Here is a 20,914-nt window from a genome sequence, read left to right as displayed (position 1 = left end):
GCCGACCGGCCCCATGCACGAAAGACGAGGATGCCGTGATCCCCATTCATCTGGACGGCCTCAGCAAGACCTACGGCGAGCAGCAGGGCGCCGCCCCGACCGTGACGGTCGACATCGATGTTCAGGCGGGGGAGTTCTTCACCCTCCTCGGGCCGTCCGGCTGCGGCAAGTCGACCCTCCTCCGGATGATCGCCGGCTTCGTGTCGCCGACCGCCGGCGCGATCCGGTTCGGCGACCGCGACGTCACGCGGATGCCCGCCCACAAGCGGGGCATCGGGATGGTGTTCCAGAACTACGCGCTGTTCCCGCACCTGAGCGTCGCCGACAACGTCGCCTACGGGCTCAAGCTCCGCAAGGTCGCGAAGTCCGAGCGCGACGCGAAGGTCGACAAGGCGCTCGAGCGCGTCGGCCTGAGCGGCTACGGCTCGCGGCGGATCGATCAGCTCTCCGGCGGGCAGCAGCAGCGGGTCGCCCTTGCCCGCGCGATCGTGATCGAGCCGGAGGTGCTGCTGCTCGACGAGCCGCTCTCCAACCTCGACGCGAAGCTGCGCGAGGAGACGCGCATGCAGATCCGCGAGGTCCAGAAGGCCGCCGCGACCACGGCGATCTACGTGACTCACGATCAAGCCGAGGCCATGGCGATGAGCGACAGGATCGCCGTGCTCGCCGACGGGCGCGCACATCAGGTGGACACGCCCCGGAGGATCTACAGCGAGCCTGCCACCGCGTTCGTCGCCCGGTTCATCGGGCGCAGCAACGTGGTGCCGGGCGTCGTGCGCGACGTGGCCGGCGACACCGCGACGGTGCGGGTCGGCGATGCGGACCTCGTGGTGCGCCGGCTTCCCGAGGCGCCCGTCACCGGAGGCCAGGAAGTCGAGGTCTCGCTCCGGCCCGAGGTGCTGCGCGTGGTCGGGGAGGCCGAGGCGGCCCTGCACGGCGTGGTCACGGCGAAGGAGTTCCTCGGGTCGACCGCCATGCTGGACGTGGACATCGCGGGCGCCTCGATCTCCGTGTCGACCCCCAACATCGATGTCGAGGAGGGCGCCCGCGTCGCGCTGGTCGTCGACCCGCGTGCGGGCTGGCTCATCCCCGAGTCGACCACCGGGCGGGCCTGATGTCGCAGGCCGTACACACCCGGACCGAGGTGCTCGCCACCGACGGCGACGCCCGCGGACGCCGGCGGCTGACGCCCGGCGAGCGCTTCGTCGTGTTCCTCGCCCTCCCGGTCTTCGCCGTCATCGTGTTCTTCGTCGTGCTGCCGATGCTGCAGACGGCGGGGCAGAGCACGGGCGGCAACGGCTTCTGGGCGAACTACTCGAACTTCCTCTCCGGGGGATCGCAGCGTGCCCTCATGCTGTCCGTCGGCACCTCGCTCGCCACCGTCGCGCTGTGCGCGGTCGTGGGGACCGCGCTGGCCGTGCTGCTCACTCGCTTCGACTTCCCGGGACGGCGGCTGCTGTCGGTCCTCGCGGTGCTGCCGCTGGCGCTGCCGTCGCTCATCGGCGCGATGGCGTTCACCCTCCTCTACAACGAGACGGGGATCTTCCCGCGCGCGGCCGAAGCGCTGATCGGGATCGACGCGGGCCTCGTCTCGGTCAGCGGCGTGAGCGGCGTGCTGCTGGTGCACGTCCTCACGATGTACCCGTACTTCTATCTCTCCGTGTCGGCCGGGCTCGCCGGCATGGACACCTCCCTCGAAGAGGCCGCCGCGGGACTGGGCGCGCCCAAGTGGAAGGTGTGGGCGACGGTCGTGCTGCCGATGCTGACGCCGGCTCTCGTCGCCGGCTCGCTTCTGACCTTCATGACGTCGATGGCGTCGTTCACGGCGCCGCAGCTCTACAACGTCCAGACGCTCACGATGCAGATCGTCTCCACGCGCGTGGGCGGCAACTACGAGCTGGCCGCCGCGCAGTCGACGGTCCTGGCGGTCGTCTCGATCGGGTTCCTCTTCCTGATGCGCTGGTACCAGGGGCGCCAGACGTACCGGAGCCTGTCGAAGGGCATCCAGCGCACGCGGACCCGCACGACGGGGTGGGCGTCGGCGCTGGCGGGCGCGGGGAGCCTGCTGCTCGCGCTCATCCTGATCGCGCCGGTCGCGGTGATCGTGCTGGTCTCGTTCTCGCGCAACCGCACGTGGACGACGCAGGTGCTCCCGCCCGAGTACACGCTCGAGAACTACCTGTCGATCTTCACCGACCCCGAGTCGCTGTTCCCGATCAACGTCTCGCTGCAGATGGCGCTCTACGCGACCCTCGTCGCCGTGGTCATCGGCGCCTCGGCCGCCTGGATCATCTCCCGCTGGCCGCTCCGCAAGGGCAGAGGGCTGCTCGACGCCATGGTGATGCTGCCCTGGGCGCTCCCCGGCACGGTCATCGGCGTCAACGTGGTGACCGCCTTCGCGACCCCCACCTGGTCTAACCTCGGTCTCGTGCTCGTGGGCTCGCTGCTCATCCTCCCGGTGGCGTATTTCGTGCGGTACGTGCCGCTCGTCTTCCGCGAGACGAGCGCGTCCATCGACACGCTGGATCCGTCGGTCGACGAGGCGGCGCAGTCGCTCGGCGCCTCGCCGGTCCGCTCGATCATGACGGTCGTCATGCCGCTGGTGTGGAAGGGCGTGCTGGCGGGTGCACTGCTCGCCTTCATCGACGGCGTGGGAGAGTACGTCGCCTCGGCCGTCGTCTATCCGGTCGGCTACCCACCGATGTCGATCGAGATCTACAACCGGCTCTACTCGGCCGACCTCGGGTCGGCCGCCGCGTACGGCGCGCTGCAGATCGCGATCATCTTCGTGGTGCTGCTGCTCGTGAACTTCATCGAGCGGGGCCCGCGCGGCGACGCCGCGGCGGTGCCCGCCGCAGCGGCCGGCGTTCCCGCGGTCGCCCCCGCCGTGAAGGCGTGATCGTGGACGACACCGCCCCCATCCCGCTGTCCCGGCGGGTCGCCGAGCCGATCGACCTGACGATCGCGGAGGCCGCCGGCGACGCCGGCCGGTTCACGGACTACAGCGTCCCCGACGCGGGCATCCGCGCCCTGTACACGACCGACAGCATCTGGCAGTCCTGGCTGGACGTGGAGGTGGCGCTCGCGCGCGCGGAGGCGGAGGCGGGCATCGTGCCGGAGGAGGCCGCGCGCCGCATCGCGAAGGTCGGGCGACTGTCGGCGCTGGACCGCGACCGGGTCATCGAGGGCATGCGGGCGCAGGGGCATCCGCTCGTGCCGCTGATCGAGGAGCTCGCGCACGCGGCCGGGGACGGCGCCGGCGGCTGGGTGCACTGGGGCGCGACCAGCCAGAACATCATGCAGTCGGGGCACGCCATCCTGATCGGGCGCGCACACCAGATCGTGCGCAGCCTGCTGCTGGACTGCCTCGCCGCGCTCGGCGACCTGGCGGAGCGGTCGGCCACGATGATCATGCCGGGCCGCACGCACGGGCAGCACGCGGTGCCCATCACGTTCGGGCTCAAGGTCGCGACCTGGATCGACGACCTGATGCGCGGCCTCGACCGGATCGACCACGGCGTCCACCCGTGCCTGCGCGTCATGATGGCCGGGGCTGTGGGCAGCTTCGCGTCGCTCGGCGAGGTCGGCCCGAAGGTGCAGCGCCGCGTCGCCGACCTGCTCGGCCTCGAGCCGATGCCGGTGCCGTCCCGGGCCCTGCTCTCGCCGCAGTCGGGCTACATCTCCGACCTCGCGATCGTCGCGGCATCCTGCGCCCGCATCGCGATCGAGATCGAGACCATGATGCAGACCGAGTTCGGGGAGGTGTCGGAGCCCGTGCCGGAGGGGTCGGTGGGCAGCTCGACCATGCCGCACAAGCGCAACCCGAAGCTGGCGGCGGATGTGCTGGACCTCGCGGCGCAGGTGCGCGCGAAGGCGCCGGAGGCCGTCGCGGCCATCATCCATCCGCACGAGGCCGACGGCGGGGCGACGGCCAAGCTCGACGCCGCGATGCAGGACAGCCTGATCGCGATGGGCGATCTGCTCATGCGGCTGAAGGTCATCCTCGAGGGGCTCGAGCTGTTCCCCCGCCGGATGCGCCGCAACCTCGAGCTCAGCGGCAGCCTGATCGGCTCGGAGGCGGTGATGCTGGCTCTCGGCGAGGAGATCGGCCGGGACGAGGCGCACCGCATCGTCTACGAGGCCGCGATGCGCTGCGCCACCGAAGGCGAGGACTTCGAGCAGCTGCTGGTGTCGGATCCGCGGGTCACCCGTGCGCTGCCGCCCGTGCGCATCCGGCAGCTGCTGGATCCAGCCGGCCACGTCGGGCTCGCGCCGCAGATCGCGCGCGAGGCCGCGCGGCGGGCACGCGAGGCGGTCGCCGGGCGCTGAGCGCCGGCTCCGGGCGCCTTGTGGTCAAGACATGCCGCAGGCGCGGCGTCGGACGCGGCGTTTCCTGACCACAAGTGCGGCGTCGGGCCGGGGCTGCACGGGCCGCGCGGGCGGGAGTCGCGACGATCCTCAGCCGAACAGCAGCGCCAGCAGCGTCGCGCCGCCGCCCGTGACGAGCAGCGTGACGATCACGACCCAGGCCACCGCGCGCACGCGGCGGTTGCGGCGCTCCGACCAGTGGTCGGATGCCTCGCCGTCGGCCTCGAGCTCGGAGTGGTTGATCTGCATGCGGGTCAGGCGACCGGCTCGACGACCGTCGGGCCGAACGCGGCCGGCAGCGTGCCGGTCGACAGCGCGCGCAGCTCGGCCACGGGGATCGTGAACAGGTCCTGCACCTCGAGCGTCGGCTCGCTGTCGGTCACGCCGATGCGCATCACGGGGTAGCCGCGGCCCTCGCACAGCCCGCGGAACTTCACGTCCTCCTCGCGAGGCACGGTGACGATCACGCGGCCGGTCGACTCCGAGAACAGGGCCGTGGCGGCGTCCACGCCGTCGCGCTCCATGATCTCGGTGAGCCACACGCGGGCGCCGACGCCGAAGCGCAGCACGCCGTCGACGAGCGACTGGGCGAGGCCGCCCTCGGAGAGGTCGTGCGCGCTCGAGACGAGCATCTCGTCCTTCGCGGCCTGGATGATCCCGGCGAGGGTGCGCTCGCCGGCCAGGTCGACCTTCGGCGGGCGACCGCCCAGGTGACCGTGGATCGTGCCGGCCCACGCCGAGCCGTCGAGCTCGGTCGCGGTGGTGCCGAGCAGGTAGATGTTCTCGCCGGCGTCCTGCCATCCGCTCGGGATGCGGCGCGCGACGTCGTCGATGATGCCGAGCACGCCGACGACGGGGGTCGGGTGGATCGGCACGTCGCCGGTCTGGTTGTAGAACGACACGTTGCCGCCCGTGACCGGCACGCCGAGCTCGAGGCAGGCGTCCGACAGGCCGTCGACGGCCTGCGAGAACTGCCACATGACCTCGGGGTTCTCGGGGCTGCCGAAGTTGAGGCAGTCGGTCACGGCCGTGGGCTGGGCGCCCGTCACGGCGACGTTGCGGTACGCCTCGGCGAGCGCGAGCTGCGCGCCCGCGTACGGGTCGAGCTGGCAGTAGCGGCCGTTGGCGTCGGTGGCGATCGAGACGCCCAGGCCCGACTCCTCGTCGACGCGGATCATGCCGGCGTCGTCGGGGAACGCGAGCGCCGTGTTGCCGAGCACGTAGTAGTCGTACTGGTTGGTGATCCACGACGCGTCGGCCAGGTTCGGGCTGGCCACGAGCTTCTTCAGCTGCTCGGCCAGCTCGGCGCCGTCGGTCGGGCGCGGCAGCACGGCGGCCGTGTCGGCCTGCAGTGCGTCGAGCCACGCGGGGTAGGCGACGGGGCGCTCGTAGACCGGGCCGTCGACCGCGACGGTCGAGGGGTCGACGTCGACGATGGTCTCGCCGTTCCACGTGATGACGAGGCGGCCGTCGCCCGTCACCTCGCCGAGCACGCTGGTCTCGACATCCCACTTCTCCACGACCGCGAGGAACGCGTCGAGCTTCTCGGGCGCGACGATCGCCATCATGCGCTCCTGCGACTCGCTCATGAGGATCTCCTCGGCGGTCAGCGAGGGGTCACGCAGCAGCACGTTGGTGAGCTCGACGTTCATGCCCGAGCCGCCGTTGGCCGCGAGCTCGCTCGTGGCGCACGAGATGCCTGCGGCGCCGAGGTCCTGGATCGCCTCGACCAGGTCGTTCTTGTACAGCTCGAGGCAGCACTCGATGAGCACCTTCTCGGCGAACGGGTCGCCCACCTGCACCGCGGGGCGCTTGGTGGGGCCGCCGTCGGCGAACGTGTCGGACGCCAGGATGGACGCGCCGCCGATGCCGTCGCCGCCGGTGCGGGCGCCGAACAGCACGACCTTGTTGCCCGCGCCGGTCGCGTTGGCGAGGCGGATGTCCTCGTGCCGCATGACGCCGACCGCGAGCGCGTTGACGAGCGGGTTGGCCTGGTAGACCGAGTCGAACACGGTCTCGCCGCCGATGTTCGGCAGGCCGAGGCAGTTGCCGTAGCTCGAGATGCCCGAGACGACGCCGTGCACGACGCGCGCCGTGTCGGGGTGGTCGATCGCGCCGAAGCGCAGCTGGTCCATGACCGCGACGGGGCGGGCGCCCATCGAGATGATGTCGCGCACGATGCCGCCGACGCCGGTCGCGGCGCCCTGGAACGGCTCGATGTAGGACGGGTGGTTGTGCGACTCGACCTTGAAGGTGACGGCCCAGCCCTCGCCGACGTCGACCACGCCGGCGTTCTGGCCCATGCCGACCATCAGGCGCTTCTTCATCTCGTCGCTGACCTTCTGGCCGAAGCGGCGCAGGTAGATCTTGCTCGACTTGTAGGAGCAGTGCTCCGACCACATCACGGAGTACATCGCCAGCTCGCCCGAGGTGGGGCGGCGGCCGAGGATCTCGCGGATCTTCGCGTACTCGTCGGGCTTGAGCCCCAGAGCGTCGTACGGCTGCTCTCGCTCAGGCGTGGCGGCGGCGTTCGCGACGGTGTCGACGACGTGGGCAGTGGGGGCGTTGGTCACGCGGCGAGCTCCAGGATCGAGACGTCGCTCGGGCGGGCGGACGTCGAGGGGCCGGACGCGGTCCAGTCTATCCGCGCGCGGATACCCTCGAGGCATGAGCCGCCGCGACCTCGACCTCATCCGCACCGTCGATGAGGCCCTGCGCGGCGACGCGTTCGACCTGCTGGCCTACGCGAGCAGCGTGCTCGAGATGCTGCGCCGCCCGCTCGACGCCGACGGCAACGGGATCGAGGGCCTGCCGACGCTCGCCGAGATGGTGGACCGCACGCTGGATGACGCCGTGCGCCAGAGCGATGCGCTGCTGCTCGCGATGGCCGTGCTGCTGGATGCCGGCGGCCCGGCGGACGCCGAGCTCGCGGCCCGGATCCGTGCCGAGGCGGGCGGGCGGTGGCGCACGCTCCCTGGCTGGCTCGCGGCGCCCGCAGCTCCGGAGATCACCGGCGTCGCATCCATCGACCACGCGCTCGGGGCCGACGGGACGATCCTGGTCGGCACGACGCTGCCGGACGGCGCCCCGCTCACCGCCACGGTCTTCATCGACCGCGACGGCGGGAACACGGTCGATGACGCGTTCGTCGCGGCGGAGACCCTCGCCGACGCGCTCGCCGCGGGCACGAAGGGCGTCGACCCGGCCGAGTATCCGGTGGCGGAGGTGTCGCCCGCCGACGCGCGCGAGCGCATCCGCACCGCGATCGCGGCCGACCTCGCGCTGGAGCCGCAGCTCGTCACGGAGTCGTGGCCCGCGTGCCGCCCGCTGCTGGCGTGGATCCTGCACGCCCTGCCCGAGGGCGGATCCGGCTACCCGCGCGCCGCGGAGGACGCCGCCCTGGACGACGACCTTGTCGCGGCCGTCGAGGCGCGCGTGCCCGGATCGGCGGACGCCGCGCGCCTGCTGATCGCGCTGAACCGCGCCCACAGCGGCGGCGGCGATCCGCTGCGCTGGAGCGACACGTTCGCCGAGGACCTGCTGCTCGAGCTGCTCCCCGACGCGGTCGCCGACGACGGCGCGGACCCGGAGGCGCTGCTCGGGGCCCTGCCCGCGCTCGTCGAGGAGGCCCACGCCCGGTCCGCCGTGGACGAGCGGCTGACGGCGCTGACGCTCGAGGCGATCGACGACCTGGCCGGCGACTTCCTCGACCTGGTGGCGATGGACGCCGACGGGGAGCTGCCGCACGACGACCCCGGCGCCCGGGAGCTGTCGCTGCTCGCGCTGCGCGTGGGCGGCCGCCGGCAGCTGGATGCGCTCGACGCCGTCCCGATGACGCGCGTCGTCACCGATCTGAGGCACCTCGACGACCGGGCGCGCGCCGGGCTGGAGTCCGTCCGCGGCCTGATCGAACGGGCGGGGGGCGAGGTGTTCGACGACCCCGAGATCGTCGCCGCCGCCCTGCGGATCGCCGACCTGCTGGCCGAGACCGAGCCCCGGCTGTTCGCCAAGGGCAAGCCGGAGCTCGCGGCCGCCGCGATCGCCTGGATCGCCGGCGCCGTGAACGACGCCTTCGCGCCGACGGGCCCCGCCGCGCCCGCCGCGCTCATGACGGCCCTCGGCTTGCGCGGGTCGAGCCCCGTCGCGCGCGCCGGGAGCTACCTCGCGGCTCTCGGCGTCGACGACCCGGCCGCGTGGGCCGAGTTCCCGTACCTCCAGGACCCGTCGCTCCTCACCGCCCGCACGCGCCGCGAGATCATCCGCCGCCGCGACGCGGCCCGCGCGGCCAGCGCGTAGGGGATCGCGGGAAGAAACACGGCGTCGCACGGGTTAGGTCACACGGCCCCTGCCGTGCTGAGCTTGGTTCTCGGCTCGCGAGCCCGCCCGAACATCCCTCATCCGAAGGATCACCACCACATGCGCATCACCCGCACCGCCACCGTCCTCGCCGCCTCGGCCGCCCTGTTCGCCCTCGCGGGCTGCGCGGGTCAGCCCGCCGCCACCGGCTCGGACGCCCCCGCCGACGGCCCCGCGGCGCTCTCCGACGGCACGCTCGTCGTCGCGACCGAGGGCACCTACCCTCCCTTCAGCTACCACGAGGGCGGTTCGGGCGAGCTCACGGGCTACGACGTCGAGGTCGCGCGCGCGGTCGCCGAGAAGCTCGGCGTAGAGGTGCAGTTCGAGGAGACCCAGTGGGACGCGATCTTCGCGGGTCTCGACGCGGGCCGCTTCGAGACCATCGCGAACCAGGTCACGATCAACGACGAGCGCAAGGAGAAGTACGTCTTCTCGACGCCGTACACCGTGTCGCCCGGCGTGATCGTCGTGCCCGAGGACGACACCGACATCGCGTCGTTCGAGGACCTCGAGGGCAAGACCACGGCCCAGTCGCTCTCGAGCAACTGGGGCGCGCTGGCCGAGGAGTCGGGCGCGACCGTCGAGGCCGTCGAGGGCTGGGCGCAGGCCATCGCGCTGCTCGAGCAGGGCCGCATCGACGCGACCATCAACGACGAGCTGACCTTCCTCGACTACGTCAAGCAGAACCCCGACGCCCCGATCAAGATCGCGGCCGAGACCCCCGAGGCCGGTGAGATGGCGTTCGTGTTCACGAAGGAGAACGCCGACCTCGCCGAGGCCATCGACGGCGCTCTCGCCGAGCTGGCCGAGGAGGGCGTCCTCGCCGAGCTGGGCGAGCAGTTCTTCGGCGCCGACGTCTCGCAGTAACCTCGCGGCCAAGACCTTTCGTCTCCGCTTCTGCGTTTCGTCTCCGCTTCGCTCCGCTCAACGACCGGCGTCATCGGCCTGTCGATCCCCGGTCGTTGAGCGGAGTGAGCGCCAGCGAACGGAGACGAAACGGCTCGAATTCGCCCACGCCGGTACGCGACACCGCTTCTGTGAAAGGGGATAGATGGACTGGCAGCTGATCCTCGAGTCGTTCTGGCCGCTGGTGCTGGGCGGCCTGAAGGGGACGATCCCGCTCACGCTCGCGTCGTTCGCGCTCGGTCTGGTGATCGCGCTCGGCATCGCGCTGCTGCGGCTCTCGCCGAACCGCGTGCTGTCGTGGATCGGCCGGGCCTACGTGTCGATCATCCGGGGCACGCCGCTGCTGGTGCAGCTGTTCGTGATCTTCTACGGCCTGCCGTCGATCGGCGTGACGCTGGATCCGTGGCCCAGCGCCATCATCGCGTTCTCGATCAACGTGGGCGGATACGCGGCCGAGATCATCCGCGCGGCCATCCTGTCGGTGCCGAAGGGGCAGTGGGAGGCCGGCTACACGATCGGCATGTCGAACGCCACGACGCTGCGCCGGATCATCCTGCCGCAGGCCGCCCGCGTCAGCGTGCCGCCGCTGTCGAACACCTTCATCTCGCTCGTCAAGGACACGTCGCTGGCGTCGATGATCCTGGTCACGGAGATGTTCCGCGAGGCGCAGCGCATCGCGACGTTCACGAGCGAGTTCATGACGATCTACATCGAGGCCGCGCTCATCTACTGGATGTTCTGCACCGTGCTGTCGGCCGCTCAGGACCGGCTCGAGAGGAGGCTCGACCGCTATGTCGCCCACTGAGTCCGGATCGACGGGCCACGTGCTCGGCGAGACCCTGCTGACCGTCCGCGGCCTGCGCAAGAGCTTCGGCGAGCACGAGGTGCTGAAGGGCATCGACCTGGAGGTCCGGCGCGGCGAGGTCGTCGCCCTCATCGGCGCGAGCGGCTCGGGCAAGACCACGGTGCTGCGCTCGCTGAACGGCCTCGAGACGCCGGATGCCGGCGCGCTCGCGTTCGCGGGCGGGCCCGAGGTCGACTTCGCCGGCGGGCTCTCCAAGGCGCAGCGGTTCGCCATCCGGGACCGCAGCGCGATGGTGTTCCAGCACCACAACCTGTTCCCGCACCGCACGGTGCTGGAGAACGTGATCGAAGGGCCCGTGACGGTGCAGCGCGAGCCGCGCGATCAGGCGGTCGCGCGCGCCGAGGCGCTGCTCGACCGCGTGGGTCTGCTCGCCAAGCGCGACGCGTATCCGCACGAGCTCTCGGGCGGGCAGCAGCAGCGCGTCGGCATCGTCCGGGCGCTCGCGCTGCGACCGGACCTGCTGCTGTTCGACGAGCCCACCAGTGCGCTCGACCCCGAGCTCGTGGGCGAGGTGCTCGTGGTCATGAAGGAGCTCGCGGACGAGGGCTGGACCATGGTCGTCGTGACGCACGAGCTGCAGTTCGCGCGCGAGGTGGCCGACGAGGTGCTCTTCCTCGACGGGGGAGTGGTCGCCGAGCGCGGCGCGCCCGAGCAGATCTTCCGGGCGCCGCGCAACGAGCGCACCCGGCGGTTCCTCGACCGCATCCTGCGGCCGTTCGACTCCTAGGCGGTCCGGGCGGGACCGCGACCGCGGGTCAGCGGGCGACCAGGAACCCCAGGATCATGTGGCCGAAGTTCTGCACCAGGAAGAACACCAGGGCCACGACGATCACGACGAGGGTGGCCCACGAAAAGCCCCGCTTCAGGCGGCGTCCCTCCTCGGCGACGCCCTTGGGCGGGCGGACGAACGCCGGGTTCCCGAACGGCAGAGGCGACGCGGCGGGTGCCACGGGCTGAGCCGCGGCGAACTGCGCCGGCGTCGTGCCGGGAGCCGGGGCGAGGGCCGGGGCGCCCAGCCGCTCGTCGCGCCACCGGCCCCACTGGGCGAGCTTGTCTGGCTCTTCGGACATTCGGTGGGGGTCATGGGGTGAGGGCATGTACCTGATGCCCGAGCCGACAGCCAACCGGACAGCTGTGTTGGTCTAACGCGGTGCCGTGCGATCGGTTCAATGCGAGTGCCCGCGCCTCCACAACAGTGGGCGGCGGCTTCAACTCAGAAGCGCGACCCCGAGCCCAGTCGCAGGCCCGCGCCATTGCGATGGGTGCGGCTCGTCAGTTGGCGCCGGGGAGTCCTCGGGCTAGCGGGGACTGCAGCGGTGTGAGATGCGGGATCGGGATCGGCTTCGAACGCGTCGAGGCGACCTTCCCGCTCCGCTGCGCCATGGCAGTCAGTCGAACGTCTTCGCGCGTCGCGTGATGGCTGGCTCGCAGACCCGGCCGCATCCAGATCGCCTCGTACCCGCCGCTCGCCGCGCGCTCCACGTAGGCGATCAAGCGCTCGGCGCTTGCTTCGTCGATGCCGGCGTCGCACAGCCGCCAGGCGCCCTGGCCGAGCGGCTCGAACACCAGCCTTTGTTGATCTGCGGTGATCATCAGTACCTCCAGATCAACAATGCGCTGACAGCCGTCGTCTGCATCCCCCCTTGACAACGACCCTGGCTAACGCACGTCCGGGCGCGCGACGAGGGAAGCCTGCACGTCGAATACGACGACGACGGTGCTCCGGAGCACGAGTACGCCGTACATGAGGTGACGCTAGTCCCGGTCCTTCTGCAGTGCTCCGTATATGAGTTGGTTCTCGACGGCGCATCCGATGAGCTCGCCGGACTCCCGAACGTTGAAGAGCGGGTCGGCGATTCGATCTACACCGACGCAGAGGACTACTACGTGACGGGACTGTGGGGCGACGATTGACTCGTGCGAGCGCGCGGTAGAAGCTTGGTCGGTCGTACGCGGCGCCAGCTTCGGCCAGCCATGGGAAGTCAACGAGTAGGGGCACGCTTGACGACGCCCGGAAGATCGCCCGCGACCTCCCGCTTGCGTTCGTCGCCCGCAAGGGGATCGGTGCAAGACGTCGCTGCTTTGGGTGGCTTGGTCAGTTCAGCCGTAGGGACGGTGCCTCACTTGAGTCCTGATCGCACGAAGGCGTCGACGACGTATCGCTGGAGGAACACGTAGATGAGCAGCACGGGCACGCAGGCGAGCCCGGCGGCGGCCATCGTCGCGCCCCAGTTGTTTCCCTCGGCGCTCAAGAAGCTGCGCACGCCGACCTGGATGAGTGCATCGCCCTGGCGCATGATGAGCGTCGGCCAGAGGTATTCGTTCCACGCCGAGATGAACGCCATGATCCCGAGCGCGGCGAGCGCCGGCTTCATGTTGGGCACGACGACGGTCCAGAGCGTGGCCCAGCTCGAGCGCCCGTCGAGGTGTGCGGCTTCGATCAGCTCGCGGGGGAAGGCGCGCATGTGCTGCACCATGAGCAGCACGGCGAAGGCTCCGGCGAGCTGGGGGATCACGACGCCCCCGACGGTGCCGAGCAGGCCCATCTGCGACACGAGCACATAGTTGGGGATCATCGTGACCTGGAACGGCACGAGCCACGACCCGATGAAGAGGAACATGAGCAGCTTGCGCCCGCGGAAGTCCCACATGGCGAACCCGTAGGCGGCGAGCACGGCGATGAGCAGCTGCGCCACGGCGAGCATGATCGACATCGCGAAGGTGTTCCACAGCATGTTGCCGATGGGGATGGTGTTCCACACGTAGGCGAAGTTCTCGAGGCTGAGCGGCCAGGGCAGCAGCGTCTGGTCGAGCGCGTTCTCGGGGGCGCGGAAGGCGGTGGCGAACATCCAGTACACGGGGAAGACACTGAACAGCGCGAGCATGATCAGCACGACGTGGCCGGCGATGGTGCCGAGGCGGGTGCGGGATGCCACGGCGACATCTTCCGCCGAAGCGGAAGCCGCCCGCACGCGAGCGCCCTTGTGCAGCACGGTGTCGGCGGCGAGCGCCGGCCCGGTGACGGTGACGAATGACATGGGTGGTCCTAGTTGTCGTAGAAGCTGAGCCGCTCCTGCAGCTCGAGGAAGATGAGTGCGATCACGCCGAACCCGACGAAGAAGATCACCCCGGCCGCCGACGAGATGCCCACGTCGAAGTTCTGGAACCCGAACTGGTACAGCAGGTAGTAGATGTTCGTGGTTGAGTTGGTGGGCCCGCCCTGGGTGAGCAGGTCGATGATCGGGTAGGTCCACTGCGCGGCGAGGAGGATCGTCATGAGCGACAGGAAGACCAGGGTCGGTGAGAGCAGCGGCAAGGTGATGCGTCCGAAGATGCGGCCGGCGCCGGCACCGTCGAGTGCGGCGGCTTGACCGTATTCGGGGCTGATGCCGGCGAAGCCGGCGGCGATCACGAGCACGCCGAAGCCCAGCATCTGCCACCCGACGATGACGATGACGGCCCAGATGGCGAGGTCGGGGTCGCGGAAGACGTTCGGCATGTCGACGCCGAAGTGCGCGAGCACGGTGGCGAATGCCCCCTGCTCGGCGAACAGCCACCGCCACACGGCGCTGGTGGCGACGGGGGTGATGAGGAACGGCACGAAGATCAGCGCCTGATAGAAGGTGCGCATTCGCCCCCGCACCTGCCGTGACATGACGGCGATCGCGATCGGCAGCACGAGCGAGAAGACGAAGAACGCGGCGATGTAGACGACGGTGTTCAGCAGCGCGGTGTGCAGCTCGGGCAGCGCCAGCACCTCGGCGTAGTTCGACCCGCCGACGAACGTCTTGGGGCTTGTGGGCAGCAGGTTCCAGTCGTAGAACGACAGGCCGAACGTCTGGGCGAGGGGACTGTAGGTCCAGAGGATGAGGAACGCGGTGCCCGGCAGCACATACAGGTAGGGCAGCAGGCTCTGGGGCCGAAAGCGCGAGCGGCGCACGACGGGCGCGGATGCCTCGGCCGGAGCCGCGCCCGCTCCCTCGGCCGGCGCAGCGGCGGCCGAGGGAGCGGAGACGGTGACGAACATGGGCTGACTACTCTCCCGCCGACGCGTTGACGGCGGCCGCGTTGACGGCGGCGAGCTGCTCGTCGGGGGTCATGTTCATGAACGCCTCGAGCATCTCGGGAGTCATCTCGTAGACGGTCGGGAACTGCCCGATCGGCACGACGGAGTGCAGCACCCGGTCGCCGTAGACGTGCACGAGGTTGTAGGACTGGCCGCCGTCCTGGCCGCGGGCACCGGGGTAGGCGACGGCGAGGTCCAGCGTGTAGCAGGTCGCCGACGCGACCGACACGGGCACGCCCGCGAACGTGCTGGTGGTCGAGTAGTGCAGGTGACCGCCCAGGATGCCGCGCACGTCGGTGCCCCGGATGACCTCGGCGAGGCGCTCCTGGTCGCGCAGCTCGACCAGGGCGGCGAGCCCGATCGGGCTCGGCACGGGCGGGTGGTGCAGCGCGATGAGGGTGCCGTCGGGCGCGGGGACTTCGAGCTCGCGGCGCAGCCACGCCAACTGCTCGTCGCTGATCTCGCCGTGGTGCTGCCCGGGCACCGTCGAGTCGAGCGCGATGATGCGCAGACCGTTGACGTCGTAGACGCGGTCGACGGGCTCGGACTGGTCGGCCTCCTCGTCGAGCAGGCCGCGGCGGAACGCGACGCGCTCGTCGTGATTGCCCATCACCCAGATCACCTGGGCACCGAGCTTCTCGGCGGCGGGCTCGACGATGGCCCGCAGGCGCTCGTAGGCGTCGGGGCGGCCGGTGTCGGCGAGGTCGCCGGTGAACACGATCGCTTCGGGGCGGGCGTTGGCCTTGGTGAAGCCGTCGAACAGCTCTGCGAGGTTCTTGTCACTGTCGATGCGCTCGTGCAGCAGGTCGCCGTCGCCCACGAAGTGGGTGTCAGAGACATGCAGGATGAAGTGCTCGGGAGCGGGATGCTGGCTCGCGATGTGCGACATGGTGTGTGTTCCTTCCGATCAGACCGCGGTGGCGGCGGGGTCGATGATCACGGCGGTGAGACGCTCGAGCTCGGTGGGGGTGAGTCCGTGGGCGAGGAGGTAGGCGCTGATCGACCCGTGCTCGCGGTCGATGCGCTCGAGCAGCGCCTCGAGCACCTCGGCGGGGCTCTCGGTGATGAGTTCGACCATTCCCGCGGTCAGTTCGATGCCGCGCTGTTCGAAGACGGCGGTCATCGCGTCTGACCACTCGCCGCGCAGGTTCTCGGCGGTGGCGGCGTAGTCGGCCACGACGTCGTCGCGGTCGACCCCGGCGGCGGCGAGCGCGAAGGCCACGACGAGACCGGTGCGGTCTTTGCCGGCGGTGCAGTGCACGAGCACCGCGTCGTCGTCGTCAGCCGCGATGATCACCCGGATCGCGTCGACCAGCTGCGCCCCGCGCTCGTCGACGATGTGGTCGTAGACGGGCACGAGTCCGACGTGCGTGGTGGCCTGCGCGGCCGGGTCGGCGTCGTCGAACACGGGCAGGTGGTGCACGGTGACCTCGAGCCCGTCGACCGCGCTCGGCGCTGTGGCGCGCTCGTCGCCGCCGCGCAGGTCGATGATGTGGGCGACGCCGATCTCGGCCAGCCGGTCGCGACCGGTCGCGTCGATGCGGTGCAGAGCATCTGACCGCAGCAGCTTGCCCCACCGGCTGGTGCCGCCGGCTGCACGGTAGCCGCCGGTGTCGCGCAGGTTGTAGAGGCCGGCCACGGCGTGGCGACGCTCACGAGGCGCCGCGGTCGCGGCATCCGGCGACGAAGCGGCCGCGGCATCCGTCGCCGAAGGCGTCAGGTCGAGGTCGATGGTCATTCGATCAGCCCCTGCGCGCGCTCGGCGGCCTCGGTCATAGTGGCGGCCGGGTCGGCGCCGTTGAAGACCGCGTCTTCGATGGCGGTGGCGAGCACCTGGTCGACCTGGGCGTAGCTGTCGCCGGGGTACGACACCCACGGCTCGAGCGCGTCGAGCTGCTCGAGGTTGGGCTTCACGAGCGGGTTGGCTTCGACCCAGTCATAGAGCGGTCCGCCCTCGTCGGCCATGCTGCTGCGCAGCGGTAGGTACCCGATCTGGGTCGAGATGATCTCGTAGGCGCGGGGGCTGGTCATGAACTGCATGAGCTCCCACGCGGCGGCCTGCTTGGCGGGGTCGGTGGCGAACATCGCGAGGAACGAGCCCGAGTTGGTGGGCACGACCGCCTGGTCTCCGAACGCGGGCAGGGTGTGAGCGTCGAGGGTCCAGCCACCGGCCTCGGCGCCCATCATGAACGCGCCCTGCACGCCCGAGCTGTTGACGTGGATCGCGGTCTTCCCCTGCGCGAACGCCTCGTACTGGCTGGTGAAGTCCTCGTTGGTGAGCACGCCGTCCTCGTACATCTCGGTGAAGGTCGCGACCGTATCGATCGCGGCGTCCGAGCCGAACTCGATCGTCGTGCGGTCATCGCTCAGCACCTGGGCGCCGTTCGAGAGGAAGAGGCCCTGCATGCACCAGCTGCCGCCGGTGATCACGCACGACACGCTCATCGAGGGGGCACCGGTGGACTCGGTGATCTGCGCGGCGGCGTCGGCGACAGCATCCCACGTCGACAGATCGACGGTCTCGGGGTCGAGGCCTGCGGCGGTGAACTGGTCTTCGTTGATCCACAGGATGGGAGTCGAGAAGACGTAGGGCAGGCCGTAGGTGGCGTCGTCCCAGTCGGCGAGCACGGCGGCGCGCTCGTGGTAGGGGTAGTCGCCCCCGAACTGATCGGCGAGGCCCTCGTCGCCCACGAGGGTGCTGAGGTTCTGCGCGCCGAGGGTGGTGGCGGCGAAGTCGAGCTCGTTGAAGGTCAGCTGCGCGATGTCGGGCGCTTGCCCGGCGAGCAGCTGCTGCTGCACGCTCGCGGCGGTGCTGGTCAACGGGCTGGGCTGGCCGACGACGGTAATGTTCGGGTTCTCGTCCATGAACTCGTCCAGCAGCTGGTTGATGGCATCCGAAAAGGTGCCGACGTTCGCGAGGTTGTACGACTCGAAGACGATCTCGACCTGCTGGTCGTCGGTCAGCTCGGTGAGCGAGCCGGATGCCGCGGGCGCGCTGCCTGCGACAGAGCCGGCGCATCCGGCGAGGGCGGCGGCGCCGACGATCGCCGCGGTGGCGAAGACGGCGCGACGGGCACGGGTGTTCATGATTTCTCCTGGGTAGGGGTGAGGGGCAGAACGAAGGGAGGGAAGGCGGCTCAGGCGGTGACGAGCTCGTGCGCGGCCGGGTCGGCCACGGGTGCATCGGCGACCCACTCGAGCCGGCGGCCCGAGGCCCGGTCGAACAGGTGCACGTTCTCGGGCGCGGCGGTGAGCACGATGTCGTCGCCGGGGGTGGCGATGACCTCGCGCGAGGTGCGCACGTAGACCTCGCGCCCGGCGACGAGGCACGTGACGATCTGCTCACCGCCGAGGTTCTCGACCAGGTCGATGCGGCCGGCGATGCGCACGCCCCGGGTGTCGGATGCCGCGTGCGCAGACGCGATCGTGAGCTTCTCGGGCCGCACGCCGAGCACGACATCGAGGTCGGGCACGTCTCCCGGCCACAGGCCGCCGGCGATGCCGTCGGCGGTGACGGCGATGCTGCCGTCGATCGTGACGATGCGGGCGTCGACGAGGTTCATGGCCGGGCTGCCGAGGAAGCCGGCGACGAACACCGACTCGGGCCGGTCGTACACCTGCTCGGGGGTGCCGTACTGCTCGATGCGGCCGGCGTTGAGCACCACGATTTTCGTCGCCATGGTCATGGCTTCGACCTGGTCGTGGGTGACGTAGACGAACGTGGCGCCGAGGCGCCGGTGCAGGGCGGTGAGCTCGTGGCGGGTCTGGGTGCGCAGCTTCGCGTCGAGGTTCGACAGCGGCTCGTCCATCAGGAACGCCTTGGGGTTGCGCACGAGGGCGCGGCCGACGGCGACGCGCTGGCGCTGCCCGCCCGAGAGCTCTTTGGGCTTGCGGTCGAGCAGGTGGCCGATCTCGAGGCTGTCGGCGACCTCCTGCACGCGGGTCGCGATCTCGGCGGCGCCGAGGCGCTGCGTCTTGAGCGGGAACGCGAGGTTCTTGCGCACGCTCAGGTGCGGGTAGAGCGCGTAGCTCTGGAAGACCATCGCGAGGTCGCGCTTCTTCGACGGGAGGTCGGTGATGTCGTCGCCGTCGAGGTGGATGCGGCCGGCCGTGGGCTCGAGCAGGCCGGCGATCATGCGCAGCAGGGTGGTCTTGCCGCAGCCCGAGGGGCCGAGCAAGACGACGAACCCGCCGTCTTCGATGATCAGGTCGATATCACTGACGGCGGCGGTGCTCTTGAAGGAGCGACCGACACCAGAGAGCTGGATCGTTCCCATGAGTCGCCTTCTGCAAGCGACCTGACGAACCGGGCCTTCCCGCGAAATCCGCTTGCAGAGCTATTGCAATCGAGGAAAGTGAATTTCCTGCAAACGGAGTGTTAACGCCCATCGCCGTGGTCGATAACGTCTGGCACGTCGGATGCCTCGGCGTCGGAGCCGTCGTCGGCGACGATGTCGAGCACCTCTTCGCGCACCGCGAGGCGCGCGCGGTCGGCGGCGTCGCTCATGCGGTCGGCGACGGCGATCTGCAGGGCGTTGAGCACGAGCAGCTGTACGAGCCCGCTGCCGAGAATGCCTTGATCCCACGCCTGGAAGCGCGCACCGGCGACGAGCAGGTGGTCGGCGCGGGTGGTGAGCGGGGTACGGGCGAAGCTCGTGACCCCGATCACGGTGGCGCCGGCGTCGACGGCGGCGTCCGCAACCGCGAGGGTCACCGAGTTGGCGCCACTCGAGCTGACGATGAGGCACACATCACCGGGGGCGAGCACGCGGGCGGTGAGGTGGGCGACCACGCCGTCAGCGGGCGCTTCGCAGGGCCGGCCGTTGACGGCGAACGCGACGGCCGACGCCTGGGCGGCGGCGTGCGAGGCGCCGGTGCCCGAGATCAGCAGGCGCGGCGCGCGGGCGATGGCGTCGGCAGCGGCGTCGAACGCGACCGGGTCGATCGAGGCGAGCGCGGTCTGCAGCATCCCACCCGCCCCTCGGCCAGCCACCGCAGAAAGCCCTCGGTGCCGGCGGGTGCGTCGGGCGCGGCGGTGGCGTCGGCGGCGAGGTCACGCACGAGCAGCATGCGCAGGTGCTGAAAGCTGCGCAGCCCCAGCGCCTGGGCGGTGCGGCTGACGGTGGCCGGCGACGTGTTGGCGGCTTCGGCGAGGTCGGCGCCCGACATGTCGACCACGTCGTGGGGTCGCTCGGCGCAGATGCGGGCGACGCGCTGCGCGCTCGGTACGAGCGACGGCAGGATCGAGAGGATGTGGTCGATGGTTCCGCCGAGCGGCGGCTCGTTGAGGGGCGAGTTCATGTAGCCGGTGATCACCTTTCGGGTTCGCCGCACATCGTATGGGCGCAATGCGACCACGACCCCAACCATAGGTGAACGCAGCGTTCATCGCCTCCGCTATCCGCGAAAGGCAATTTCATGACCTCCCTGCGTCCGCTCGAGCTCCCGAACAGTGCCATGCCCGCAAGGAAGTCGGCCAAGGGTGACTCGACCGAAGACGCCCACCTCGAGCGCCGCGATGGCGCCTACGATGACCGTCCGTGCGAGCCAGAGCCACGTGATCTGTCGATCCCGGCGGTCAAGCGCTCGAACGTTCCGCACGTCGATGTTCCGCTGGCGGGGGCGCCGGGGCAGCAGACACCGGTAACCAACGACGCGAAGAAGCCTGCCACGACGATGACGCCCGCAGCGCGGAACCAGAGGGCGGGGGCGACGCGCGAAACTGATCCTGCTCATGGCCCGATCAGACCGATGGCCACTCAGACGTGAAAGGGGAGACATCGCGCCCGGGCCGAACCGTCGCACGCTGACGTCCCCTCACCGCGCAGTGCCCGCAAGGGGATGGTAGATGGGCGAGCAGTTCTGGGACTCTGGTCGACGATTCTTCAGCTCGCCTGTGGAAGTCCCTGGGACAACGCCTGTCGGATTCTCCAAACAGGAAAACCGCTGAGCTGCGCAATCAAGTCCACATCGAACTCGTGCTCGAAGTAGGCCACCCGCACCGCCCGGATGCGCGACGGATTGTCACCGAAAGCCAGTGTGAACTCGGTGGCGTAGCGCTCCCAGACGCTGAACTCATACCCCGGTGCCGTCACGATGCATTCACCTCATCCCGGGTGCAACTCTCAGGAGTGGTCGCGGTGCTAATGCGATGCTACGACACCCGTGTTAACGCCAGGACACAAGGAGATTCCGGGAAAGCTCGCTACGCACGGTGTGCACCGATACGGGGATGGCCCGCCCGGGGTGCATGGTTCACACCGGGGTGACCAAGGGAATTGGGGGCTCTTCGGACATGCGGTGGGGGTGAGGCTCGCCGGGTGATGGTCGGCGGGTAGGGGTCGAGGTCCCCG

Annotated in this window: 21 protein-coding genes; 8 read left to right on the top strand and 13 right to left on the bottom strand. The window is 70.3% G+C overall.

Annotation, left to right across the window (positions count from 1 at the left end; translation table 11 throughout):
- The first annotated feature begins 35 nt into the window (after positions 1 to 35).
- Genes ACYVGN_RS07645 through ACYVGN_RS07635 form a run of 3 tightly spaced genes read left to right on the top strand, consistent with a single transcriptional unit; the run spans position 36 to position 4,329 of the window.
- The gene (locus tag ACYVGN_RS07645; protein ID WP_460789891.1) at positions 36 to 1,115 is read left to right on the top strand and encodes an ABC transporter ATP-binding protein; all 1,080 of its coding nucleotides are present in this window, start codon (positions 36 to 38) and stop codon (positions 1,113 to 1,115) included.
- Positions 1,115 to 2,899: an ABC transporter permease gene (locus ACYVGN_RS07640; RefSeq protein WP_460789889.1), complete on the top strand. Its 1,785-nt coding sequence runs from the start codon at positions 1,115 to 1,117 to the stop codon at positions 2,897 to 2,899. Before ACYVGN_RS07645 ends, ACYVGN_RS07640 begins: the two co-directional genes overlap by 1 nt.
- Before the next feature lie 2 nt (positions 2,900 to 2,901).
- Positions 2,902 to 4,329, top strand: a complete 1,428-nt coding sequence (locus ACYVGN_RS07635) for a lyase family protein (protein ID WP_460789887.1) — start codon at positions 2,902 to 2,904, stop codon at positions 4,327 to 4,329.
- 129 nt (positions 4,330 to 4,458) lie between these two features.
- Here the strand turns inward: ACYVGN_RS07635 and ACYVGN_RS07630 are convergent, their stop codons facing one another.
- Entirely contained in the window at positions 4,459 to 4,617 is a 159-nt protein-coding gene (locus ACYVGN_RS07630; protein WP_156377052.1) for a hypothetical protein, read from the bottom strand.
- A gap of 5 nt (positions 4,618 to 4,622) precedes the next feature.
- Positions 4,623 to 6,941 (bottom strand): phosphoribosylformylglycinamidine synthase subunit PurL, encoded by a 2,319-nt coding sequence (purL, locus tag ACYVGN_RS07625; RefSeq protein WP_460789886.1) that lies wholly within the window; start codon positions 6,939 to 6,941, stop codon positions 4,623 to 4,625.
- Between the two features lie 94 nt (positions 6,942 to 7,035).
- Here purL and ACYVGN_RS07620 point away from each other — a divergent pair, with 94 nt between their 5' ends.
- From ACYVGN_RS07620 to ACYVGN_RS07605, 4 genes are all read left to right on the top strand, one after another.
- The gene (locus tag ACYVGN_RS07620; protein ID WP_460789884.1) at positions 7,036 to 8,664 is read left to right on the top strand and encodes a hypothetical protein; all 1,629 of its coding nucleotides are present in this window, start codon (positions 7,036 to 7,038) and stop codon (positions 8,662 to 8,664) included.
- Positions 8,665 to 8,784: 120 nt separating this feature from the next.
- Positions 8,785 to 9,591 carry an amino acid ABC transporter substrate-binding protein gene (locus ACYVGN_RS07615; RefSeq protein WP_460789882.1) on the top strand — a complete coding sequence of 269 codons (807 nt, stop codon included), beginning with the start codon at positions 8,785 to 8,787 and terminating at the stop codon, positions 9,589 to 9,591.
- Positions 9,592 to 9,775: 184 nt separating this feature from the next.
- Positions 9,776 to 10,435, top strand: coding sequence for an amino acid ABC transporter permease (locus tag ACYVGN_RS07610; protein WP_460789881.1), 660 nt, complete (start codon positions 9,776 to 9,778; stop codon positions 10,433 to 10,435).
- A complete protein-coding gene (locus ACYVGN_RS07605) occupies positions 10,422 to 11,222 on the top strand; it encodes an amino acid ABC transporter ATP-binding protein (RefSeq protein WP_460789879.1) in 801 nt (266 codons plus the stop codon). Before ACYVGN_RS07610 ends, ACYVGN_RS07605 begins: the two co-directional genes overlap by 14 nt.
- Positions 11,223 to 11,250: 28 nt before the next feature.
- Here ACYVGN_RS07605 and ACYVGN_RS07600 read toward each other — a convergent pair whose 3' ends face one another.
- The 10 genes from ACYVGN_RS07600 to ACYVGN_RS07555 all read right to left on the bottom strand — a co-directional run bounded on the left by ACYVGN_RS07600 (position 11,251) and on the right by ACYVGN_RS07555 (position 19,919).
- Positions 11,251 to 11,565 (bottom strand): hypothetical protein, encoded by a 315-nt coding sequence (locus tag ACYVGN_RS07600; protein WP_460789877.1) that lies wholly within the window; start codon positions 11,563 to 11,565, stop codon positions 11,251 to 11,253.
- A gap of 202 nt (positions 11,566 to 11,767) precedes the next feature.
- On the bottom strand, positions 11,768 to 12,088 hold the full coding sequence (locus ACYVGN_RS07595) for a hypothetical protein (RefSeq protein WP_090586853.1): 321 nt from the start codon (positions 12,086 to 12,088) through the stop codon (positions 11,768 to 11,770).
- A 527-nt stretch (positions 12,089 to 12,615) separates the two neighbouring features.
- Positions 12,616 to 13,533 carry a carbohydrate ABC transporter permease gene (locus ACYVGN_RS07590; RefSeq protein WP_090586852.1) on the bottom strand — a complete coding sequence of 306 codons (918 nt, stop codon included), beginning with the start codon at positions 13,531 to 13,533 and terminating at the stop codon, positions 12,616 to 12,618.
- A gap of 8 nt (positions 13,534 to 13,541) precedes the next feature.
- A complete protein-coding gene (locus ACYVGN_RS07585) occupies positions 13,542 to 14,522 on the bottom strand; it encodes a carbohydrate ABC transporter permease (RefSeq protein ID WP_062637302.1) in 981 nt (326 codons plus the stop codon).
- A 7-nt stretch (positions 14,523 to 14,529) separates the two neighbouring features.
- Positions 14,530 to 15,450, bottom strand: a complete 921-nt coding sequence (locus ACYVGN_RS07580; RefSeq protein ID WP_460789874.1) for a phosphodiesterase — start codon at positions 15,448 to 15,450, stop codon at positions 14,530 to 14,532.
- Positions 15,451 to 15,468: 18 nt separating this feature from the next.
- Positions 15,469 to 16,299 carry a tyrosine-protein phosphatase gene (locus ACYVGN_RS07575; protein ID WP_005052798.1) on the bottom strand — a complete coding sequence of 277 codons (831 nt, stop codon included), beginning with the start codon at positions 16,297 to 16,299 and terminating at the stop codon, positions 15,469 to 15,471.
- Positions 16,296 to 17,648, bottom strand: a complete 1,353-nt coding sequence (locus tag ACYVGN_RS07570; RefSeq protein WP_090586847.1) for an extracellular solute-binding protein — start codon at positions 17,646 to 17,648, stop codon at positions 16,296 to 16,298. The genes ACYVGN_RS07575 and ACYVGN_RS07570 overlap by 4 nt, the downstream gene beginning before the upstream one ends.
- Positions 17,649 to 17,698: 50 nt before the next feature.
- Positions 17,699 to 18,838 carry an ABC transporter ATP-binding protein gene (locus tag ACYVGN_RS07565; protein WP_062637296.1) on the bottom strand — a complete coding sequence of 380 codons (1,140 nt, stop codon included), beginning with the start codon at positions 18,836 to 18,838 and terminating at the stop codon, positions 17,699 to 17,701.
- 101 nt (positions 18,839 to 18,939) lie between these two features.
- Positions 18,940 to 19,530, bottom strand: coding sequence for an SIS domain-containing protein (locus ACYVGN_RS07560; RefSeq protein ID WP_005052796.1), 591 nt, complete (start codon positions 19,528 to 19,530; stop codon positions 18,940 to 18,942).
- Positions 19,446 to 19,919, bottom strand: coding sequence for a MurR/RpiR family transcriptional regulator (locus tag ACYVGN_RS07555; RefSeq protein ID WP_164743636.1), 474 nt, complete (start codon positions 19,917 to 19,919; stop codon positions 19,446 to 19,448). Before ACYVGN_RS07555 ends, ACYVGN_RS07560 begins: the two co-directional genes overlap by 85 nt.
- A gap of 60 nt (positions 19,920 to 19,979) precedes the next feature.
- On the opposite strand from ACYVGN_RS07555, the gene ACYVGN_RS07550 reads away from it, so the two are divergent.
- On the top strand, positions 19,980 to 20,330 hold the full coding sequence (locus ACYVGN_RS07550) for a hypothetical protein (protein ID WP_005052795.1): 351 nt from the start codon (positions 19,980 to 19,982) through the stop codon (positions 20,328 to 20,330).
- Between the two features lie 116 nt (positions 20,331 to 20,446).
- Here ACYVGN_RS07550 and ACYVGN_RS07545 read toward each other — a convergent pair whose 3' ends face one another.
- Positions 20,447 to 20,656 carry a hypothetical protein gene (locus ACYVGN_RS07545; protein ID WP_045245741.1) on the bottom strand — a complete coding sequence of 70 codons (210 nt, stop codon included), beginning with the start codon at positions 20,654 to 20,656 and terminating at the stop codon, positions 20,447 to 20,449.
- Positions 20,657 to 20,914: the final 258 nt, after the last annotated feature.

It is taken from the genome of Microbacterium lacusdiani (assembly GCF_054779895.1).
Note: the sequence above shows the minus strand (reverse complement) of the source record. Positions and strands in the feature narration are given on the sequence as shown.